Origin of the sequence: Gimesia fumaroli (assembly GCF_007754425.1) — a bacterium.
GTDB lineage: Bacteria > Planctomycetota > Planctomycetia > Planctomycetales > Planctomycetaceae > Gimesia > Gimesia fumaroli.
In genome coordinates this window covers 1,468,295-1,491,183 of the sequence record NZ_CP037452.1, presented here as the reverse complement: position 1 = coordinate 1,491,183, position 22,889 = coordinate 1,468,295, and the positions used below count along the sequence as shown (strand labels likewise).

The following is a 22,889-nucleotide window of genomic DNA, read 5'->3' as shown; positions in this document are numbered from 1 at the left end:
CTTTGTTCTCGCTTCTGAGTCTGTTCAGTCCCTGGAGAGTTTTTCATGCATTCCCTGCTCTGTGTTTCAATAACCATGCTACTGGCAGTTTCACCAGAAGTCGAAGTAACTTCTCTCAGTGGAGCATCAGTCACAGGGAATCTTCTGGCATTAAACAAAACAGCCGTCAATCTCAAACAAGGCAAAAGCGAGAAAGGGTATCCACTTTCAGAAACTTTGAATGTACGTTTCCCAAAAAACCGATTTCAACGCAGTCTGCAAGCACCATTAACAATTCGTTTAACGGATGGGTCCAAATTCCCTGTTCAATCGCTGCAAAGTAATGAACGTCAGATTAAAGTCAGCAACGATCAGTCAGGAACTCTGATTCTGCCAGCGAATCAGGTCTCGTCAATCCGCTTTGGAACATTGAATTCCAATATCAGTGCAGCCTGGGAAAAACTTCTGAGCAACAAGGGCAACAAAGATCTGCTCGTCGTCCAAAAGGAAAATGTGCTCGATTTTATTGATGGTGTAGTTGGCTCAATTACCGACGAAAAGATTCAGTTTTTCACTGGCGACGATGAAGTTGCCGTGAATCGTAAGCGTGTGTTCGGTATCATTTATTTTCGCCAGCCTGCTTCGAATGCGGCTCCCTTCTGCTCCATCCGCCTGACTAGCGGCGGGTTGATTAATGCCTCTGCGATCACGTATTCGGGGACCGAATTCACTGCTACACTGCAAAGTGGTGCTCAAGCTCAGTTTACTCCTCAATCAATAGCCAGCCTGGACTTTAGCCAAGGCAAAGTTCGCTATCTTTCTGATCTGGAACCGAGAAATATCGAGTATACACCCTTCTTTGATACCGTCTGGAAGTATCGCAAAGACAAACACCGCGACGGTGGTCCACTCCGACTGGACGGAAAAGAATATGCGCGCGGACTTTACATTCACTCTAAAACGCTCCTGCAATACCGGATCAAGGAGGAATACCGAAATTTTCGGGCAATCATGGGGATTGATGATTCGGTTCCCGGCATTGGATTTGTATATGTTGAAATTAAAGGCAATGGGCGGACACTCTATTCCGGAAACGTGCGGAGCGCCGACCCACCCATTGAATTAAATCTGGATGTTCGCGGCGTGCGCGATCTCGAAATCTTAGTCGATTTTGGGGACAATTTGGAGATCTGCGATCACCTTGATCTCTGTGAAGCGCGCTTACTTAAATAATCTGACAAGAGAACGACGAACTGTTTTGTAATATTGAAGCTTAAAGGTAATTAAATGCAGAAAAATGTCTTCTGTGCCACGCTCCTATTCAGCATACTTCTGATCGTGCCTGCTTTTGCAGAAGTCTCATCAGTTGATCCGGTTGTTCTGGCAGCACAAAAACAACGCATTGATGTCATCAAAGCAGTCTCCCCTTCTGTTGTTGCGATCTTTGGGGCTGAGGGCGCGGGAGGTGGCTCCGGCGTATTGGTGACCCCTGATGGCTATGCTCTAACCAATTTTCATGTTGTTTCGGGTGCAGGTAACTTCATGAAATGTGGGCTAAATGATGGCAAACTTTATGACGCTGTGATTGTCAGCATTGACCCTACTGGCGATGTCGCGCTGATCAAGTTGCTTGGACGAACTGATTTTCCCGTCGCCAAACTGGGAAACAGCGACAAAGTTCAAGTAGGCGACTGGGCCTACGCAATGGGGAATCCATTTTTATTGGCTACTGATTTTCAGCCGACGATTACCTATGGAATCGTCAGTGGAGTCCACCGCTATCAATATCCCGCTGGAACATTTCTGGAATATACTGACTGCATTCAGGTCGATTCCTCAATCAATCCCGGTAATTCAGGAGGCCCGCTGTTCAACGATCGCGGAGAACTGATCGGTATTAACGGTCGTGGCTCATTTGAAAAACGAGGCCGTGTTAATTCGGGCGCCGGTTACGCCATCTCCATCAATCAGATTAAACACTTCTGGGATCATCTAAAAAGTGGACGCATTGTTGACCATGCATCCCTCGGTGCAACGGTAACGACCAGCCTGGATTCCACTATTGACGTCGCCGAAATCCTGGAAGAATCAGACGCCTATCGTAAAGGGCTGCGGCTCGGAGATGAAATTGTCTCGTTTGCGGGCAGGCCAATTCGAAGTGTGAATCAATTTAAAAACATTCTCGGCATTTATCCCGCAGGCTGGACATTGCCGCTCGTGTATCGACGAGATGAGAAAAAGAACACCATCTATGTGCGTCTGCAGGCATTACATACCACTGCAGAATTACAGGAACAGGCTGGTCAAAAGAAAAAACCTCCGGCAAAACCTGCACGCCCCGGTGAAGAAAAGCCACCACAGATACCAAATCCTCATGCCAAGCCAGAACCCGCGCCACCAGAACAATACAAACACCTCTATGTTCCCAAAACCGGATTTACGAATTACTACTTTAATCAGCAGCAACAGGATCGATTACTCAAGGCCTTAAACTCAACCAGTAATTTCTCCGACCTAAAAGGAACTTGGACACTAACTGGAAAACAGGGTGATGGCAGTGAATTCACACTCACTCTGGCTGACAAAGGTGTGGGATTTGAATCTGGCAACGATATCTTTCTGCAATCACTGGAGACGGGAAATTACGTAGATGAACCGCCGGGAACAGGCGGCTTACTCGCCGCATTACACCACTTCCGTTTACTGCTATCGGGACAGAGTGAGCGCTTTACCGACTTTTATTACCTGGGCAGCGAACGCCTGGATGGGAAAAACGAACTGGTTGATGTGCTGGTTGCAACCCAGACCGGGACGATTTCCCGCTGGTACTTTAATAAAGCAGACCTGTCTCTGCGGGGATTTGATTTTTATCTCACCGAGAATTCAGAAGTGTGCTCAATTCGTTTTGAACAGTTCCAAACTCTCAATGGACAAAAATTTCCAGGTGAACTCGATGTGCTCTACGGAAACCGTCCTGTGATGAAATTAAAAATTGAACGCCTGAAGCTGGAACCATCAGACACTCTCAAGAAATAGCATCGATTTGTGATGAAGGTTGATCCTCAGTGATTAAGCAATATACCGTAAAATCCGTTTTCGTTTGTTTGTGCCTGATCGGTTCCGTATTGTCGGCCCCTTTGACCGCGCAGGCCTCGTCACAGTCAACGATCAAGTATGCCCTGCCTCGTCTGGTTAAGATCTTTGGTGCGGGTGGTGTGAAAAATCTGTATGGTTACAGCACGGGCTTTCTCGTCTCACCCGAAGGGCACATCGCCACAATCTGGAGTCCGGTTCTAGATACGGATCGTTTATCTGTGGTACTGCACGATGGACGAAAATTTGAAGCAGAAGTTCTGGGAGCAGAACCACATCTGGATCTGGCCATTATTAAATTAAAATCAGAACGTAAACTTGATCTTCCGTATTTTGATTATCGAGAAAAAACCGTCGCAGGTCCCGGGACCCGGATCCTGGGCTTCAGCAACATGTTTCGGGTCGCGACAGGGGATGAACCAGTTTCTGTCCTGCATGGCGTGATTGAAGCGCGAACCGATTTACCGCGGAGACGGGGTGCCTTTGAGCTTTCCTACTCGGGTGACGTGTATGTTGTCGATGCGATTACGAATAATCCGGGTGCCGCCGGTGGAGCCATTTTGACCTACGACGGCAAGCTCCTGGGCATGATCGGAAAACAGGTCCGTAACGCGAAAACCAATACCTGGGTTAACTATTCCCTGCCGATTGATGTGCTCAGTAAAAGCATCGAACAGATTATCACTGGTAAGTTCGATTCCAGTGAAGAGAAAAAAGAGCCAAAAACAGCTCCAGAACGCTATCGTCCCGTTGATTTTGGTCTGGTCATGGTACCGGACGTCCTGTATCGAACTCCCGCATATATCGACAATGTACTACCCGGTTCTTTAGTTGCCCAAGCGGGCCTCCAACCGGATGACTTGGTTGTGTTTGTTAACGATGAACTGATTAAATCCTGTAAGACTCTCAAAACAGAACTTGGAAAACTTGAGACCGGCGACTTGCTGCGTCTGGTGGTACGCCGGAACAATCAGCTGGTGTCCGTGGAATTCCAGGTCCCTCCCGAAAAGAAATAACCTTTCATAGCCTGACGATTATGACATACATTCGAAACATCTACATTCTTATTATTGCGTTGTGCCTGACTGGCATTTCTGTTGCGCAGGCTCAGCCACCAGCCTCTGATCTGGAGTCACTGGAAGAACGCGCTTTCAAACAGGCTGCTGCTTTTGTAAATCCATCCATTGTCAGAATTGAAACTGTGGGTGGTCAGGAACGAGTTGGAAAAATCTTAACTGGTACCGGACCAACCTCAGGCGTGATCGTCAGTCGCGATGGTTTGATCATTTCCAGCGCATTTAATTTCATTGGCAAGCCATCCTCTATCCTGGTGACATTACCTGATGGACGTCGTTTTCCGGCACAGGTTGTTGCCACCGATCATTTGAAGATGTTAACCCTGTTAAAAATTGACGCACAAAACCTGCCTGTGCCATTAGCCGTGCCGGAGAATGAACTTCAGGTCGGAATGTGGTCTATTGCACTGGGACGAACGTTCGATCTGGATCAGCCCAGTATTTCCGTCGGAATTGTCAGTGCCCTGGGGAGAATCTGGGGAAAAGCCATTCAAACAGATGCTAAGATTTCCCCTATCAATTATGGTGGTCCCCTGGTAGATATTAACGGCCGCCTGATGGGAATTCTGGTCCCACTTTCTCCGGGTGCTACAGGGGAAACCGCCGGTGTGGAATGGTATGACTCAGGAATTGGTTTTGCGATTCCCATGTACGACGTATTGAATATTATTCCTCGCCTGAATACTGGCAAAGATCTCCATCCGGGGTTGTTAGGTATCACAATGACTGGAAAAGGAGATTTATCAACCAATATGAAACTGGATCGAGTACGCTATGGAAGCCCGGCTCAAGTCGCTGGGCTCAAAACAGGAGATACTCTGACCAAATTGGATGGCAAACCAGTGAGTATGCATTCTCAGGTCAAGCAGGTACTGATGAGCAAGTACGCTGGTGAATCTGTCAGCCTGACTGTAACCAGAGAAGGAGTCCAGAAGCCTCTCACGTTTAAAGCCACCCTGGATGAAAAACTGGTTCCTTTTGAATCAGGTTTTCTGGGGATTCTGCCACAACGTGAATCAAAAACAGAAAACGGCCAGGGAGTAGGCGTACGGTTTGTCTTTTCCAATTCTGCAGCAGCGGAAGCAGGTCTGAAACCCAAGGACCAGATACTGGAGTTCAACAAACAAAAAGTGGCATCCGCAGAAGCGCTGGCATCAATGGTCAACCATCTGCGTCCCGGCGAAACTGCCACACTGCAGGTATCCCGAGATCAGAAACCACTGGCCCTTAACGTCAAATTACAGACAACGCCTAACACAGTAGAATCTTCTTTACCAACCCAGGCGCGACCCTCCCGAACGGCTGAAGAGAACAAGAAACAAAACATTAAAGTCGGACACTTTAAAGACCAGCTTCCCGGCAATGAGCAGAGCTTCTGGGCTTATGTTCCGGAAAATTATGATCCCAATTATGAGTTTGGTCTGATGGTCTGGATTCATCCTCCAGGGAACACAATGGAATCCACGATTTTTAAAGAATGGAAAAGTATCTGTGAACAACGTGGCATTATTATCGTGGGACCTGCAGCACAAGATGTCATTCGCTGGAATCAGGATGAAGCGGAATTTGTTAAAGAAGTCATTGAATCAATGAAATCACGCTATGCCATTGATGACAAACGCATCTTTCTCGTGAGCCATTCAAACGGTGCTGAGTTTGTGTTTCATCTTGCTTTTAAATACCGAGATCTGTTTCGTGGCGTCGCAGTTTCTGATGCATCCCTGCAAGACAGGCCACCTGAGACAGACCCCGATTTCCCACTCAGCCTGTACTTTGTTCTGAATGCCAATAATCCACTGAACCAGTTATTACAGCCGCGAATCGAGGCCATTCGTAAAATGAATTACCCGACAGTCTTCCAGCTTCTCAAGGACGATAGACAAGCCGGGCAATATCTGAAACAGCCAAATTTAGAAGAGGTCGGCCGCTGGGCAGATAGCCTCGACCGAATTTAATTCCTTCGGCTCATCGGTTTTTGACGTCACTGATATTTTGATTGAGACACGTGGATTACTCAACCGCGCTGTGCGTATTTGTTGTCGGAGGGTTTGCACTTTCAGAATCGGGTTGCCTGTTTTTGAACTCAACCATAATAGCCAGTGCAATGAATACCAGTCCCAGAGATTGAGGCGATAAAAACAATATCCAGAGGATACCCAGCGATAATAATCCGATAGCAGGTTGAGTATTCAACCAATCAGCAGAACGGGATTGTACGCATCTGCCAAGAATCGGAAGCAGAATCAGTAAACAAAAACCTGCTAGCACAACGTTCAGATATAAGTTCGGAATAATCCAGGCTTGCAAAGCATCAGAATCAGATGTTGAATCTTCCGATCCGGAATAATAACGCACTTTCTGGACTGACACTGGTCCCAATTTTTGTTGAAACCGCCGCGCGAAGGAGAGTGTGCCCCGATCCGAATCTTCGGCTTCTATAGGACTGACGTATTGTTTTATGATGAAAACACGTTCTTTCAATGTATCGAATCGATTCAATTCATCGCTGGTATTCTGGCCTTTATCAACCGGTTCCTCCATAATTCTTTCGAGTTGTGCAAATTCGCTTGCAATGGTTTTCCAGGTAGCACGTGAAAGTTGATTCTCTTCTTCCAACTCAAGTTCAAGCTCAGCAATTTTGAGTTGTTCCTCCAGCTTATCTGCGAAGTAGGTAAACGGGGTCACGGAATTGGAAAGGAATGTTCGGTGGCTATCTGAAGCAATAATTTTGATCAGATTTTTATCAAACAAAAAATTCGTCGGCTGTGGAATCTGCAACCGGGCTTTCTCCAGGAAAAACTGATGGTCAATTTGATAAGATTCCCAGAATAAAGTAATCTCTTCAATCTGGGAGCCCGCATTTAAAGGAATTGCAAGTATTGCTGTTTCTGGTTTGAGAGAACTATCACTCTCACCGTTGATCAAAACTGCCATCAGCTTTAATTTTTCAGGCCAATCCAAATTTAACACACGGCTGTTTTGATTAAACAGCTTGATCTGGGTCAAACCGTGTATGGTTCCCTGATCGCTTAAAATAATTTCGGTTTCCAAATAGGGAATAAACTCCTGGTTCGCTACGTCTGCCCTCCTGGAGACCATACTCAGTTTCCAAGGTAATTGCGAAGCCGTATAGACACGACTGCAGTCAATATTGGAAGACGCATCGCAACGAGCCTGAACCCAGGTTGGAATCTTATCTGGTAAAAGGGTTTCTTTCGTTTTTTTGTCTGTTAACTGAAATTGCTGAGTTGTTGAAAGTAGAAGATAATTATTTTGAATGTGAGAATTTTCGAGAGTTACCGGCGAGATAACCAGTTCACTGGCAGGCTTCAAGACCTTAGTCCTGACAGTGACTGTATTGTCTTTCGCAGTGGAAGTCATTGGTTGCAGCTCGACCCTCTGTAATCCATCAGGCATTTTATCCTGAATTTCAAAGGGCATCCCATCAACCGAAAACTCATTCCCATACTCTGCCGGAATCAGTAAATTCAGTTGTTTGTTATCAGCAGCCGGTAAGGAGAAACGCAATGATTGCGTCACCTCAATCTGCTGGTCCTCTACAGAGTCGATAATCGTGAGCGTATCAACGGCGATCGTCGATTTTTGCAATTTGACCAACAATGAAATGGGCTGTTCGGTGGAATCAACTTCCTGAAAACGACCAACAAAGATGAGATGCTCTGCAATCGCGGGCTGTGTGGAACTCTCTTGAATTGGACGAAAATGAGACAACGTCAACTGCACATCGAGTTGTGGCTTTTTGTATAAACTTAATAGAGACTCTTCAATTTTAACGCCCTGCAATTGAATGCCTGGAATTTCCAGGCGTCCCAATTTCCGAATTGGTAGCCACCCCTTTAGCGTCAGATCCTGCAATCCTGAAGTTTTATTTTTCAGAAATAGCGTAATTAGATTTCCTTTGCGATGCCAGTGTGCGAGCCGTTCTACATCTTCTTCTTTGACGGACAGTGATTCAATTCGAAGACCTTGCGGAACAATAATCGTATGGCGAAATGCAGGAGCCTGACTGATTCGCAATTCCGCAGCAAAAGTCCAATCGATATTCTTTCGATTCACGACAACAGTCTGATTCACCCGTGCTTTTCGTTCTGGATTTTTGGATTTGAGAACCAGCGAAATGGGAGCCGGCTGATTGACTTGAAACAACAGGACAGACGACTTCAAGATACTGTCGTCGATGGGTTTCCCAGAGGTCTTTGACGATACCGATAGAATACCTTCAGAAAGTGCTTCTGCCTGTTCAATTTCGAACTCAGGACCAGAGCGCACTCCAATTTGATGTGAAACAACTTTAATCGCGGCAGCTTGTGGATTCTGCTTTCCGGAACTGATATCGATTGGGAATATTTTGACTTCTGTCAGTGGATCGTTTGCAGGTAAATCGAAAGTGGCATCAATGATGAAATCACCGGTTTTCGATTCCGACAATTCCAACAGCAACTCTTCAGTCCCCCCACTCTCAGCCGGACGCAAAGCAGGCACCACTGTGATTCCCGCTGACTTCACGCTCCGCAAGATTGTTCCTGCAGGAATTTCCCAAGACAGATAATCGACCTTCCCACTCAGGACTGAGTATTTCACCTGAACTTCCATACGAATCAACGAAGGAGATACTTCAGCATTGGTTAAGACTGTTGCTTCCAGGTTCAGGGGAGTAGACTCCGAGTTCTGGCTCATCAGCCACTTAACCTTGAGCTCAGAATTCTCTTTGAGAAAAGAAGAAAACCGTTTCTTTCCTTCCAGTTGATATCGGGAAACGCCAGTCGTTTCGGTAAGTTCAACATAATAAATGGGATCATTGCATTGAAAGGTAAATTGATTGATTGCGACAGGAGGAATCCCTAATTCAAATTGTCCACTGGTAGCACTGAATTTCACCGCTGGATGTAAAGTCAGTTCTATCCGATGATCCTGGTAAGAAAATGGGAAGACTGGTTTTTTCGCTTCAACTGGCCCCTCCCTATTGGAAGCCACTTTTGACTCTCGTGATTGATCATTCTTCACATTTACTTGAATACTTTTCCCGTCTGAACCCAATAAAACAGGAACGATCTCGCCATCAACCCGACAGGAATCCGGGCCACTCAGATTTCCGCCAACGACAGGAAGTTGAATCGTAGCGAAGCCTTTCTCAACCGGAACTTTTACTTGAAAGCTGGCCTTCACCGTCAGTAATTGATTCTCTTGAATCTCAGCGTCATAGCGAGCTGAAGAAATCAGATATTCAGGCTGCTGTTTGGGAGCTGTCAGTAATTCTAATTGCTGAAGCAACTCAGGTGTGAGATAGGCAAACGATTCTTCTGGCGAACCTGAGGAGTCCGGCAGAAGAACTGTTTCCGTCCTCATCTTTATTGACTGAGTTACAGCAGGAGCTAAAACCGGCACGGGTGAATTTTGTGCATAGCCGGCAGCCGCTGAAGTGCCCAGAAATCCAATCATGATCATATGGGCTGCTGAGTAGATAGAAGAAGTCGGCTGCTGATACGCTTTTGTACTTTGATCCTCGATTTGTATTTTTGTTTCCTGCCGCAGGAACCGGCGGGGAATTAACATGACAATCAAAATGCCGGTAAAACAACTGCCAGCAATTTGTGCTAATGGCAAGGGGAATATCCAGGCCAGAGCAAGTGAGCTCAACGCCAGCATAATACAGAGCTTATCACGATTCGCGACACTGAATATTCTCAAAAGCAGTCCAACAAGAATTGTTAACAGTAACACAATCCAGGAGATAATCTTTGCCTGATCTGTATTAGATGTTTTCAGAATACCATACTTCAGCGGAAATAATACGATTGCATTCCAGCGAGACTCGGTACTTTCAGCAGGCCCCTGGTCTTTCCCCAGTACACCGAAGAATCTGCGAGTCAGTGATCCCTCAGAAATCGCCTGCTGCAGCACCATATCATCAGGACCACTTAAGAGTCTGATTCCTTCCGGTAGTGTAAAATTCCAGTCTGTTTCCAAGACTCGTTGATTGATTTGAGGAAACGGGATCTGGCGTGTCGCACTCAGCCCATCAGTTGCCGACGAAGTCTGATACTGTATCGTAATTCGATACGAATCCAACTGATCGAAGAGAGGAACTAGAAAATGGTTTTCTGCTTCAATCGGAGTGACGCGTTGCTGATTGACGGCTGTTGAAATCAGTTTGACATCAGACGGAAAATGAAACAAAACTTTATCATCGAATGTTTTTGATAAATCGAGGTCTATTGTTGCCTGATGCACATCAGGCTCTCCATTTCCGTGACCGAACTTTGTATCAACAACAATCGTTGCTGTGCCTTGTTCTAAACCAGCGCCAGATAAATCGGCCGCGCGTGTAATTGTTAATGAGACAGAAGGACCGTCGTAATCCCATTTATAGTTTCGCTGACTGCGTTTCAATCGTGTGCTGCTTGTAGAATCAGACATTGCGGACAAGCCGTCTGTCTTGATACGTAAATTCAATTCATCTGAATTTAAAACACGTACCACTCCGCGAAATGGCTTTGCCTGAGGTGCATAAACCAACGAAGCTCTGAAATTTTTTCGGAAGGGTCGACTACGCTCTCCACGAATTTCAATTTCACTAAAAATCGGTGCCTCAAAGGATAATTCCCATAGTTCGCCCGATTGAGGAAGCTGCCACTTCTGATGTTCTGAAGCCGGCAGTTTTCGACTGGTCAGTTTTGACTGTACACTGCTTTCGGTAGGCAGCGTCCACTCCACCGGTTCCCCCGCTTGTAAGAGATAGACGAGCACACGTTGAATCGCCCCTCTGACAGGCACACCATTCAAAATATAATTTTCCTGGATCAGGTCATCGTTGATCGCGATAAATGTGCTGGCAGTGACCTGAAGTGTCTGTTCCATTTTAGATAAATTGATCGCCCCCCATCTCGAACCAGAATACGGGGAAAGGTGAAAATAACGTGACAGATTTGAACCCGTGCCAACTGAATCGACAACTGGATAATTCCAGTTTTTCGGAAGTTCGCTGGCTGTAATTTCATCGACTTCTTTATCAGGCTCAAACAGCAAGCCGACATCTGAACTCGCTGTTAATTCTAAAATTCGATCAACATTGTCACACCCCAATGGTCTGACACCAAACAAGTCGATCGACCGTTTTAAGACAGGAACCAGTCGCTTGGCCTGGATCTCAAGTGAGTAGGGAGTCTCGGGAGAAACTGAAATTGGAAGTCGGGCACTTAACTTCTGTTGTCGACCACTCTGCTCTACATCCCAGACCAGATCACCAGAATTATTCTTAGCAGTCAGACTGTTGACCTGAGTAATTTCCCAACCTGCTGGAATCATTGCTTCCAGGCGATAGGTCGTTCCTGCAGCCGAAGCCCAATGAATCCGTGATCTTAAATTCCAGACTTTATCTTCGACCTGAATCAAACTATGTACTCTGGCGGAAAGGTTTAAATCTGGTAAAGCCAGGCGATACTGCAAGCGTGCATCAGGAGTATATTGCTTGAAGTCGTATGACTCTCCCTGCTCTTCTTGAATCAGCACTCCTGTCTGTCGCAAATCGGTTGAATTGATCGCATGTGTCTGTAATGGTGAGGATATATCAAGATGTACCGTCCCGCCCAGAAAATGGGCCTGTTTTAATTTCAGTCGAGGGATGGTCACATCTCCCTCCAGAGACGGTGATGCCAGTGCACGAATCGTTAAGGGACGGCTGATTCCCACTAGAGGATCAATGAGATCTACTGTGATCAGATTCCGGCCTTTCTGCTGTTTCACCCCAAATGGTAAAGCCAGATCATTTCCCAGAGTCACTGAATAAATTTCATATTCCGGGGGCGCTAGAAATTCCAGTTTGTGGATAGGGCGATTCAATACTTCAACCTGAAAGTCTTCCCGAAGCCTTAAACCATCTTCCCGGATGCCGACCTGAGCAAATTGATGATACAGAATTTGTGTCGGCGCCTGTTTCTGTTTCTCTCTCTGATAAATGACGGCTTGAAACTCGGACTGCCCGCCGAGTTCGATCTCCCATAAATCATAATCACGCAGATCCGATTTGGATGGCCCTGAAACATAGCCCGCTGATGTAGTCAGAACCATTCCCCGAGGTACATTCAGTTGAATACGCGAGACCACAGTTTCGGGTAACTGAAAAGTAAACTCCGTTCGCTGAGGCAGTCGTCGGCCTTTTAAGCTCCACTTCCCGTTCAGAGAATCGCCAAAATGATCGACAAGCAGCAATGTTTGTCTATCTGGAGCTAGCCCCCAGACTGCATCCTGCTTACCCCACTTCAATTCATGAATCGCCAGATTCAGTTTTGACAGATTAATAAAACCTGGCTCATTTTGGGAGCAATGCAGAGTATAGTCCAGCCGACCATCGACCAGGTGATCACCTTTCAGTGTCGCTATATAAGTAGCATCCTGAATCCAGGAATTCGGGGGAGTATTTTTTTTTAACAGCGCGGCAGCTTTGAGTGATTGATATTTCTTTAAAGGAACAGGATACCAATTCCCCTCAGGCCATTGAGATGGATCACGACCTGAAACGGTGATTTCTTTGATTCGCAATGAAGGAGAAAGATTCACCACGCTGTTATCCGCAGCCGAGAGACTTCTGAAGCTCAAGCAGCAGAAAACACCTACAATGATCAAACAGATCGCTTTGCAGGTAGATCGCTGTCGACTTTTGAAACCGGGAGTCACTCTCATCGGCTGGCTCCGGCTTCTGACGAAGAGACCGGATTATCAACAACTTCCGATCCAGGCCTGACAGCCGTAATGTCCTCCGGATCCACTTCTGAAGGTCGAATACGATCGGAATATGAAGGGGGAGGAATAAAATCACTGGGTGCTGAAAGCGATAACATTTTTGATTCGCGTCGCTTTCGCGAAGTCCCATTAATCAGTGCTGCGACAACAGCCAGAAGTAATCCAAAGACGGCGGGCTGCAACAGAACTTCCACCGGGGCAGCATACCATAGAGCAACAGTCGAAACAGCAGTCATCATGACCAACAGAATCAGTGCGCTTCTCAGAGCTGAGATACTCATTAAAATAAATCCCAGCAATAAGGCAGTCCCGGCACCAATAAACACAATCATAGAACGAGAGAGCGCATGAAACTGTAACGAAGTAGCGGGCCCGATCCGATAGAATTGATAGTCGTTTACACCCATAAAATCAGTCCGTTGGGGCGGCGTATTCTTCATGGCCACAGGGATTTCTTCCTGACCTGAAAACAGTCGCGACCAGAAGACTCCCTGATGTTCCCAACGAAACTGGGGAGTGTACCCAAGTGGAATCGTAAAGAGGTGTTCGCTATTAGGCAGGCTGACTTTCCACATGGTTTTTTCGACCCAGAGATTATCGGAAAATTCCGCAGCACCAACTGTCAAAGGGCTGAACTGAGAATCGCGCTGGTGTCTGTTCGAACTATAATCAATCGTCAGGATATTCGAAGCCAGTTCTTTATTTTTTACAACTGGCAAACTAAGCTGGTATTCCTGAGCACTCCCCTGAACCAGATTCGCCTTAACCGGTTGATCGTTCCACCAGATCTCATCGATTTTGATGCCCGAGTTTTCTGGCATACGGAACGAAATTGTTCGCGGTGATACCGGAAACTGATATTGTGCACGTGCCTGATAAGAGCCAGCCAAATCGATGCTGCAATCAATCCATGCCTGATTGATCGAGTACGATAAGAGGGACCCTGATTCACTTTTTTTGAATTTGAGATGAATATCAGCTTTGGGATCCACAGCACGCCAGAAGGCATTATTATTCATGGCCAATTGTTGCTGCCAGGCTGCATCCATACTTTCGACTTCGAGTGACTGTGCCTCTTCGTCGTTCATAATCAAAAGTTCAAACTGGCTCTCTGAAAATGCCATATCATCAGAACGAATCAATGGAACGTAGATTTCCGACTGAGAAGCTTGTGGTAATAAGTAGACTGCCGTGATTTTGACTGACCCAAGCTTTTTGGTGCGCAAAGAAAGCCGGGCATTCTGGATTGGATCGGTTTCATCCGAAGTCCAGGTTGGAACAAGCGGATTCTGCTCATCGTCCAGATAAAAATTAACACGATTTTTCAGCGACAAAGGCACCAGCAATCGAATTTCAGAGAGTGGTTCATATTCAATCTGATATTGTATTTCCTGCTCAACCCGGGTTGTAGAACTATCCATTTCTAATAAAGCGATACTGGTGGCTGTAATTTCCTGGTTATGAATTGAAACGACAGCAGAAAAATCATTCACTCCCGGCTGAATCTGGATCATATTCTTTCGCAGAACCTGAACTTCTGCTGGTAGCTTGAACTGGTCCAGTTGTACTAATGGCGTTGACAACACCTGCGTTTTCGGCGCAGGGGTCAGATCCGTTACGACATTCGTATCATTCGCAAGTACCAGTGAAGTAGCTGACAGGCTGGGAGCTTCAATTTCGGGAAGCGAAAATTGAAATGGTTCCTGGTCTGCAATCACAGGACGCCGGGCACGAAATGAAATTTCGAATTCTCCCTTGGAACGTTTCAACAGATGAATTTTAATTCTGTCAGGTTGAGACTGATCTACTTCAATCGCTTCCGTCAAAGAAGGTTCCTGCATCAATTCCAGTTCCCAGCCTTCTTCATTTCGATGAGGCCAGTTGAACGAAACTTGATCCAGCGCACCTTGAAAGACGTTGATTTTCACCCGTGCTTCCAGTTCTGCCCGGTTCCCAAACATCTGCACCAGATAAAATGGCTTGGCAGAGAAGTACGGCTTGACTCGTTCAATATTCAGCGGAAGTTGAAATGGCTGTTTCAGAAAGCGATATGAGCTATCCAGGTCTTTTTGGTTAGCTTTAATCTGGTAGACAAACCGATTTTGTCCTTCAGTGCGAAAGATGCGATAACCATCCAGCGCCTGAATATCAATCAAACCTGTTTGTCGTTTGGCTCGATTCACATCAAAGCCATCGATCAGAAAATGCCCGCTCTGCTCTGGAAACTCTGCCTCCAGAGTCCAATGCAATTCAATTGGCCCTACCGTGGGTTCAATCAGCGAGACGTCTACCAGGTTATCTTTCGCCACTTGATGACTCTTGTAACCATCACATTTTATATCCAATAATCGAAAAGCCTCGGGCAACTGAACCTGTACTGTCTGGAAACTACCCGTCAATGCTTTGATTGACTGGTTTGCATTGAGAAGAACTGAGTCTGATGTAAAATCGGTTGTGATCAGTGTCTCGACCTGTAATACGGTTTCGACTTTCTTCTCATCAGGAATCGGTTGCCACGACAGATCGAGCTGCTCTCCCAGCCCAAACAGTTCAACTCGACTCTGTTCATCCGAAATGGCCTGCTTCGAGACGGCGACTCCACTGGGAACTTCCAGACTGATTTGGGACAAAGGAACGGTCAGTTGTAAATTACTCACGGCGGTTTGCGGCAGCAGCAATTGCAGACGCCGTGAGGGCAGCTGCTGTTTGAGTGAAATACTTAACGTCAGATTCAGCTCATGTGTTCCCTTACCACGAAACCACCACAGGTAACCATCCGTACGATTAAAACCGCCCGGGCTGGATTCGCCTGCACCAGTATAGCTGGTTTTGAGGAAGATTGATTCATTCAGTTTGATTGGAACACGAATCCATTTTTTTTCTTCATTGATTAGCACAACAATCCGGGCATCAAGAATGGCACGATCGTCTTTGATTGTACCTGTCAATGAAACGGAAGAGACCGCGTAGTCGGGTGATTGTTCCACCTGCTCAGTCTGTTTCTGTTTTAAATATTCAAGTATCTGATCCAGTTTGAGATTGGGCAGAGGAACATATTGGCCATCGGCTCCTTTGAAGTAGACTTCCCGTTGGCCTGACGTTTTTGAGGACTCATCTGTAATCAGTCTGGATGGGTCCGAACTGGAATCAGACTTTGCAGACTCGTTACCACGTTGGGGCTGGCTGGCAGAATTCAGAAGTCTGGCTCCTAAATCTGTTTTGGGGTCGCTCTGTTTCTCGCTGGTCCGCTCACCTGACTGTTGTTGTGCGTAAACGTTGTCAGACATACGCTCCACGCAGAAGAACAGCAGTAAAGGCAGTCCCCATAGGACAAAAACAAAACGAGAAAGATATGACATAATCGCAATTTGATCCCATATTGCGGGAACCGGAAAACTCAATATCAATTTAACTCTTTGACATGAAAGGAGCTAAATTGGTTCCATAACCGAGGAATTCTCCCACGTGGCTAGACCGAAGCGCCCTTGCAAACAGTGTTCACGCGTATCAACACCGTATAAGAAAAGAATGCTATTCGGTCCTTATATCATACGTCGCTTTTCGGGCACATTAAAGAAGGAATCTCAAAGCTGACTAAAAAAGCGGCCCGGCTAACAACGTTTGCAGTTCTGAATGAATATTTGTTCCATTTGTCGCTAAAATACTCGGCGTTTCAATGGTAAATGAGGCATCTTCAATCGAGGTCACCACCCCACCCGCTTCTCTGCAAATCAGTACGCCGGCCGCCATGTCCCAAGGTTTTAAGTTACTGGACCAGTATCCTTCCATCCGCCCTGCCGAGACGTAGCACAAATTGAGTGCCGCTGAGCCGGTTCGCTGTAATGTTTGTGCTTCGGGCAACACGCGTAAGAATCGATCGACGGCAACATCCTGGCCTGTTGTACTAACGGGTAAACTGGCAACGACCATTGCCTGATCAAGAGACGGAATACGGGAAGTGTTAATTGGTTTTCCATTCAACAGTGCTCCTTGCCCACGAAAGGCGGAAAACATTTCATCGCGATTCGGATCGTATACCACTCCCAGAACCAACTCTCCCTCGTGCTCCAACCCTATCGATACGCAGTAGTAAGGAAAACCATGTACATAATTCGAAGTACCATCCAAAGGATCGATGACCCACCGATAGTCTGATTCTCCTTCCGCGTGAGTCAAACCTTCTTCACCAAGCATATGATGATCTGGAAATCGCTCGCTGATGTGTTTCACAATTGCGGTCTGTGACGCGAAATCGGCATCCGTTACCAGGTCCGATCTTCCTTTCTCTGAAACGCGAAACTCGTCGACCCAGTCCAAGAGGCATTTTGCGCCCAACCGCGCGGCAGTTTCCGCAGCTTCAATCAGATCAGTGGAATTCAATGTTCAACCTTCCATGCAACACATTTTGAACTCAGTCTTCTGAGCACTTCGTATCATGTCCAGAATATTATTTTGGCAGGGGACTCAGAACCAGAGAAAATCCCCAGGATTTCATCCGATTATCGTGATCATGAAGAATAATCGAATTAATGTCATTCTATGAATCATGCCGCGGCTCGTGAACCGTCAACGTCTGGAATTCATCATTCTTTTATAGTCTTGCTGAGCCGCATTACGCCAACGGCTTACTGCCTCTGAGGCTTCAGACTCCCAGCAATAGCAACTGGTTGCGCAGGAACGCTCACCTGTGTCTCATGATGAACGCTCCCGAAACTTTGCTCAATATATCTCAGCAGACTCACCTGAGATCGGTTTATAGCAATTATGGTCGTTCTCTGGTTTCTAGGCAAAAGAATGATTCTATCAATCACATTGATCAACGTTGCTTATTCAAAACAGCGAAGCCAGTCAAGGTGTGGATTTTTTTCAGATTGAAAGTATCAGGTTGGAAACATGAGGTATATTTTCAACATCTAGTATCAGGTTCAGAAATGTTTTTCTAAGAACCTTATCTGCCTTGTTCGGTAGAAATTTCCTAACCAGACAAATTGATTGAAAAGATAACAAATGGATTTTCCGCTCACAGAACTCTCGCTTTACGTCATGGCAATCAGCGTCGGGATCTTTACGGTCATCGCTGCGATTACGGATTACAAAGCCAGAAAAATCTATAACGTTCTGACAGTTCCCTTCTTTGTCTTAGGCATTATTTATCAATCCGTTTTCAACGGTTGGGAAGGTCTGATGTATGGAGGTCTCGGTTTCCTGGCTGGTTTTGGTTCATTTTTCCTGATCTGGATGGCAGGCAGTGGTGCTGCGGGAGACGTCAAAATGATGGGGGCACTCTCTGTCTGGCTGGGCTTTAAAGCCACACTGGCCGTCATGATTGTAGGCACACTCTTTGTACTGGTTGGCTCATTCATGATCCTGTTCTGGAGTGTCATCAGACGCGGTGCACGAAAAACAAAAGAAACATATCTGGCAACGGGTAAGACCTTAAAAGGCAAGAAGAAAAAATACAAAGCAGAAACCATGGAACAAAAACAGAAACGCGGTCTGATGCCATTTGCACTTCCCGTGGTATTGGCGACTTGGAGTGTGACTACCTGGATGGTGGTGAAATCCATCGTATTGCAGTAATGGATGTAGAACAAAACATATAAGTATCAGGAAATCGATGAAAGTATTTCTGCCGTGAATGTAAAACGAATTCAAAAGAATCAGAAACGAACAGCTCGCAAGGGGTTCCTGAGCATGGAACTGGCCTTGGTACTACCGATCTTCGGTATTGTTCTGTTTGCCCTTTTGGAGTTTACGCTCCTGTTTTACGCACGCGCAGATGTCGTCGAAGCCAGTCGGATTGGTGCTCGTCTGGCAACGCTGCCAGGTGTGACCCAGGAAAATGTGGAACAGGAAGTATTGAAGATTCTGCCTCCCCAACTGGGACAAGGGGCTGTTGTGAAAGCGGATCTGGGAGAAAACTCAGGAGATCTTGTCATGGTGGCTGTCAGCATCCCCATGACATTGGCTTCCCCCAATCTGCTCTGGCCAATTGGCTATGACATCAAAGGACAAAAATTGTATTCAGAAACCAGGATGATTAAAGAGTAAATCTCAACTGGTTTGATTTGGAAATAATCGTGTAGCCCTCCGACGATTTAACAGGAGGGAATGTTGGAAGTCAGGTTGAACTCCTGCTTCATCAAGTTACGGGAGATTGATCCGGTGAAAAGTCTGACCCCTGCAAAAGTATCACTGTTGATGTTTGGCGTCTTCGGCATACTGATTGCAGCTTATATCGGAAAAAGATTATTGGCGGGAAAAGAAGAAGCTCCGCCGGTTGCGACACGAAACATTCCTATGGCGATTAGTGAATTGGAACCAGGTACACTGGTCACCGAAGAGCACCTGGGACTGGGACCGATTGCAATCAAAAATTTGAAACCGGAAATGATGACATCGAATCGAGTCATTGTCGGCCGAATCGTGAAAGAACGAATTCCGGCTGCGACTCCCATCTCGACCAGCCAACTCTATCCTGCCGGTGAAACACCACCAATTGAAGTCGAGCCCGGAATGCGAGCCATCTCGGTACCGCTTGAATCCTCAGTCGATCTTGTTGATGGATTGATTAAGCCGGGGGAATATGTCGACGTTCACATGACCCCCACGGGTATGAACAACGACAAACGCTTGAATGGTGGGATGACGTTAACCTTATTCAAAGGGGTTCGTGTTATCGCCATTAACCGCAGCTACACACAAAACAGCAGCTCCCGGCGAGGCACCAATGTGACTCTCGAATTAACCCCGGAACAAGCCAATATCATGATTCTCGCCCGTGACCGTGGCGAGATCACAATGAGTTACACCCCTGAAGGAAAAGGAAACGGTGGGGTCGCGATCAACAATGCAGACAAAGCGACGTTATATGAAATCCTGGGATTGAAAACACCGGAAAAGCCCAAAGAGGAAGAACCTCCTAAACCCTTTGTTATCGAAGGCTACTACGGTTCCAGTCGCAGCGTTAACCAGTTTGACAGGAACGGCGTACGAATTGGTGATTATAACAACTTCAATCGTGGTGGAAGCCGTGCCTTTAATTCAGGTGGATATCTCAATCCAAACTGGGGGCGTGGCAGTGGCTATGACAGCGACAGTGGCTCCATCAGTGCCCCCGTTCGTCCGACACCAGGTGCCCCTGGGAGTGCTGGACCATCCGCACAACGAGGCTCGCAAAGTAGCCCGAACGTTCAGAGCTTTCCTGATCGGCAACAAGGTCCCGTCGCCAGTTCCTATTCAAATAATCGGCCTGCAGGACGGTAGTTGACAACCTTGTTAATGCCTGCTTCCAGGATTTCTGCCATAGTTCTTCAAGAGACGAATACCGAAATTCACAGTCATGAAACGTTACACGCGAACCCAAATCACGAAACCACAGCACGTCGGTCGACGAGGAGTGATCACTCCTCTTGCTGCGATGGTGCTGCTGGCTGTCATGGTGGGGATTGCACTGATTGTGAATCGACTGTGGCTCGATGCTGCAACCTTGGAAGTCACGACGTGTGTTGAGACCGCGGTGCTAGCAGCCGGTCACGAACTGGCAGCAGATGAATTACTGAAGGAAAAGCCGGATTATCAGATGCTCATGCAACGGGCGGAAACATCGGCAAACCGCGCGTTGAAATTGAATACCGTCGCCGGGCAACGCATCGGAATAGAACTGACGAAAGATGACAATCTCCTGTTTGGGAAAATTGTCCCCGTGGCTGAGACCGGTGAAAGACGGTTCTTACAAACCGATCATGAGCCACTGAGTGTGCAAATCAAAACCGATCACACCAGCCGCATCAATAATCCCGTAGCAGAATTAATGTCTGAAGTTACCCGGACCAATCTGGGAACTCCTGGAACACAGATCGAAGCATCTCTCGATAATCACGTCGTCGGCATCCGCCCTTTTGAAAATGTGGCAGTTCCTGCGTTTCCTCTGGCAATTCTGAAAGATGACCCAACGGGAAAACACACTGAAACCTGGGAACTCCAGATCGTTCAAAAAAAAGGAAACGATGAATACCAATTCGACCCAAAGACCGGCAAAGTCACTCGTGGCTCGGATGGTATCCCTGAAATCAAGCTGACGGGAAAACCACGACGGGGAGATATTTCTGATGCCAATATGCAGATTCTTGATTTTAGCTCAGAGTTCCATTCCGAAGCGGTTGTAAGGCAGATTTTAACTGGCCTCACAAAAAAGGACCTGAAACAGTTCCACGGAGAACTTCTGTTTGAAGCACAACTCGTTCAACTTAAATGTAGTCCGAATATTGAAAATGAGGAGCAGGACGCATTTCAAGATATGCTCGGCCAGTGCCGCATCTGTTTTCTGTATACCAAAGTGAAAGCCACACCAAAATCATATAACGGCACTGCAGATTGTTCAAACATCGTGGCAGGTCGAATCATGGCCATCCAGCGGCTTGAGAATCAGGCATGTGAAATGATTCTGCAGCCCGGTGTGATTACCTCACGCGCGGTCGTGCTGGCGAAACCAGAGCCAGTGGACAACGAAAACGAGTCTGCATCGAATACGGAATCCTCGGCAGACGACAAAAAACAACCTATCAACAAATATATTTACAAGCTTTATCTGACCCAATAAGGGTGGAGATGACACATGGTACTACAAAGCGAAACCAGGGCAGCTAATTCAACCGTTGATGCCAAAAAAGCCTTTCAGAGGTTAAAAACGCAACTGCATCATCAGATGGTTGATGCGATTGACTATTCCAAAGCAGGTGAACTTCCGGAAGAGGAACTGCGTGGAAAACTACGTGGTCTGGCTGAACATCTTTGTATGCAGCAGGAAATCAATCTCGATCATGAAAACCGTGAAATCATGGTTCGCGAAATCCTGGACGAGATCTACGGTTTTGGTCCACTGGAACCTTTAATGAGCGATCCTGAAATCAGCGATGTGCTGGTAAATGGTGCCGACCGGGTTTTTGTGGAGCGGAATGGAGTGCTGGAAGAAACCGACATCAGTTTTGCGGATGATGCCCATCTGATCCAATTAATTCACCGATTGGTTGGACGCGCCGGACGACGTATTGACGAAGTTTCTCCAATGGTCGACGCCAAGCTTCCCGATGGCTCTCGTCTTAACGCAGTGATTCCTCCATTGGCTCTGAAAGGGCCTACCCTTTCCATTCGCCGTTTCCGTTCACAGGCACTGTTATTTGACGACATGGTGCAGATGGGATCATTGGCTCCCGACATGGCAAAATTCCTGGAAATGGCCGTTCACGGACGGCTCAATATCCTGATCAGTGGTGGTACCGGTGCTGGTAAAACGACACTGTTGAATAACCTCAGCCGTTATATTTCCGGCAAAGAGCGAATCGTCACTATCGAACAAACCTCAGAACTTCAGCTCCAGCAACCCGATGTGGTGTCTCTGGAAGCCCGCCCTTCCAACATTGAAGGTCAGGGAGAAATCAATCAGCGTGATCTGTTAAAAAACAGTCTGCGAATGCGTCCTGACCGAATTATCGTCGGCGAATCGCGTGGCGGTGAAGTATTGGAAATGCTGCAGGCGATGAATACCGGTCACGATGGTTCGATGAGTACTGTTCACGCGAACGATACCCGTGACGCATTAGACCGATTGGAATTGATGATCGCTCTTTCGGGTGCGGAACTTCCCAACTCAATTGCCCGGCGTTATATCGCTTCGGCCGTGCACCTGCTGGTACACATCACCCGTCTACCCAATGGTGAGCGAAAAGTGATGCGTATTTCTGAACTGATCGGCTTCCAGAACGGCGAATACATGGTGGAAGACCTGTTCGTCTATCGAATTACCAGCGTTGATCCGGATGGTCATGTCAACGGTGCCTTTTATGCAACCGGACATCACCCTGTTGCGATGAACTGGTTAACTCAAACAAACTTTAATGACTGCGAAGATCTGTTTCATGCCCGTGAATTAGAGCTAACGGACCGTCAATCTGATAAGCAGGATGGACAGGAGATTTAACT

The 22,889-nt window shown here is 46.7% G+C and carries 12 protein-coding genes; 9 read left to right on the top strand and 3 right to left on the bottom strand.

Annotation, left to right across the window (positions count from 1 at the left end):
• Positions 1–45 precede the first annotated feature (45 nt).
• The 4 genes from Enr17x_RS05775 to Enr17x_RS05760 are packed head-to-tail and all read left to right on the top strand — an operon-like array spanning position 46 to position 6,103.
• On the top strand, positions 46–1,212 hold the full coding sequence (locus Enr17x_RS05775; protein ID WP_145306752.1) for an NPCBM/NEW2 domain-containing protein: 1,167 nt from the start codon (positions 46–48) through the stop codon (positions 1,210–1,212).
• A 54-nt stretch (positions 1,213–1,266) separates the two neighbouring features.
• Positions 1,267–3,015 carry a S1C family serine protease gene (locus Enr17x_RS05770; protein WP_145306750.1) on the top strand — a complete coding sequence of 583 codons (1,749 nt, stop codon included), beginning with the start codon at positions 1,267–1,269 and terminating at the stop codon, positions 3,013–3,015.
• A 29-nt stretch (positions 3,016–3,044) separates the two neighbouring features.
• Positions 3,045–4,088 carry a S1C family serine protease gene (locus tag Enr17x_RS05765; RefSeq protein WP_145306748.1) on the top strand — a complete coding sequence of 348 codons (1,044 nt, stop codon included), beginning with the start codon at positions 3,045–3,047 and terminating at the stop codon, positions 4,086–4,088.
• A gap of 20 nt (positions 4,089–4,108) precedes the next feature.
• On the top strand, positions 4,109–6,103 hold the full coding sequence (locus Enr17x_RS05760) for a PDZ domain-containing protein (protein WP_145306746.1): 1,995 nt from the start codon (positions 4,109–4,111) through the stop codon (positions 6,101–6,103).
• A gap of 55 nt (positions 6,104–6,158) precedes the next feature.
• Here Enr17x_RS05760 and Enr17x_RS05755 read toward each other — a convergent pair whose 3' ends face one another.
• The 3 genes from Enr17x_RS05755 to Enr17x_RS05745 all read right to left on the bottom strand — a co-directional run bounded on the left by Enr17x_RS05755 (position 6,159) and on the right by Enr17x_RS05745 (position 17,288).
• Positions 6,159–12,848, bottom strand: a complete 6,690-nt coding sequence (locus Enr17x_RS05755; RefSeq protein ID WP_145306744.1) for a hypothetical protein — start codon at positions 12,846–12,848, stop codon at positions 6,159–6,161.
• Positions 12,845–16,195: a hypothetical protein gene (locus Enr17x_RS05750; RefSeq protein WP_145306742.1), complete on the bottom strand. Its 3,351-nt coding sequence runs from the start codon at positions 16,193–16,195 to the stop codon at positions 12,845–12,847. The genes Enr17x_RS05755 and Enr17x_RS05750 overlap by 4 nt, the downstream gene beginning before the upstream one ends.
• 307 nt (positions 16,196–16,502) lie before the next feature.
• Positions 16,503–17,288: an inositol monophosphatase family protein gene (locus tag Enr17x_RS05745; protein ID WP_145306741.1), complete on the bottom strand. Its 786-nt coding sequence runs from the start codon at positions 17,286–17,288 to the stop codon at positions 16,503–16,505.
• 627 nt (positions 17,289–17,915) lie between these two features.
• Between Enr17x_RS05745 and Enr17x_RS05740 the strand changes: the two genes are divergently transcribed.
• From Enr17x_RS05740 to Enr17x_RS05720, 5 genes are all read left to right on the top strand, one after another.
• Complete coding sequence (locus Enr17x_RS05740) at positions 17,916–18,488, top strand: A24 family peptidase (RefSeq protein WP_145306739.1); 573 nt, start codon at positions 17,916–17,918, stop codon at positions 18,486–18,488.
• Positions 18,489–18,542: 54 nt separating this feature from the next.
• The gene (locus Enr17x_RS05735) at positions 18,543–18,959 is read left to right on the top strand and encodes a TadE/TadG family type IV pilus assembly protein (RefSeq protein ID WP_145306737.1); all 417 of its coding nucleotides are present in this window, start codon (positions 18,543–18,545) and stop codon (positions 18,957–18,959) included.
• A gap of 114 nt (positions 18,960–19,073) precedes the next feature.
• Entirely contained in the window at positions 19,074–20,174 is a 1,101-nt protein-coding gene (gene cpaB, locus Enr17x_RS05730) for a Flp pilus assembly protein CpaB (protein WP_232100963.1), read from the top strand.
• Positions 20,175–20,250: 76 nt separating this feature from the next.
• Positions 20,251–21,510, top strand: a complete 1,260-nt coding sequence (locus tag Enr17x_RS05725) for a hypothetical protein (protein WP_145306733.1) — start codon at positions 20,251–20,253, stop codon at positions 21,508–21,510.
• 15 nt (positions 21,511–21,525) lie between these two features.
• The gene (locus Enr17x_RS05720) at positions 21,526–22,887 is read left to right on the top strand and encodes a CpaF family protein (protein WP_145306731.1); all 1,362 of its coding nucleotides are present in this window, start codon (positions 21,526–21,528) and stop codon (positions 22,885–22,887) included.
• The last annotated feature ends 2 nt before the right edge of the window (positions 22,888–22,889 follow it).

Coding starts and splice junctions, on each gene's coding strand:
- Enr17x_RS05775 (WP_145306752.1), top strand. CDS start 46: ATGCATTCCCTGCTCTGTGTTTCAATAACCATGCTACTGGCAGTTTCA.
- Enr17x_RS05770 (WP_145306750.1), top strand. CDS start 1,267: ATGCAGAAAAATGTCTTCTGTGCCACGCTCCTATTCAGCATACTTCTG.
- Enr17x_RS05760 (WP_145306746.1), top strand. CDS start 4,109: ATGACATACATTCGAAACATCTACATTCTTATTATTGCGTTGTGCCTG.
- Enr17x_RS05755 (WP_145306744.1), bottom strand. CDS start 12,848: ATGAGAGTGACTCCCGGTTTCAAAAGTCGACAGCGATCTACCTGCAAA.
- Enr17x_RS05750 (WP_145306742.1), bottom strand. CDS start 16,195: ATGTCTGACAACGTTTACGCACAACAACAGTCAGGTGAGCGGACCAGC.
- Enr17x_RS05740 (WP_145306739.1), top strand. CDS start 17,916: ATGGATTTTCCGCTCACAGAACTCTCGCTTTACGTCATGGCAATCAGC.
- Enr17x_RS05725 (WP_145306733.1), top strand. CDS start 20,251: ATGAAACGTTACACGCGAACCCAAATCACGAAACCACAGCACGTCGGT.
- Enr17x_RS05720 (WP_145306731.1), top strand. CDS start 21,526: ATGGTACTACAAAGCGAAACCAGGGCAGCTAATTCAACCGTTGATGCC.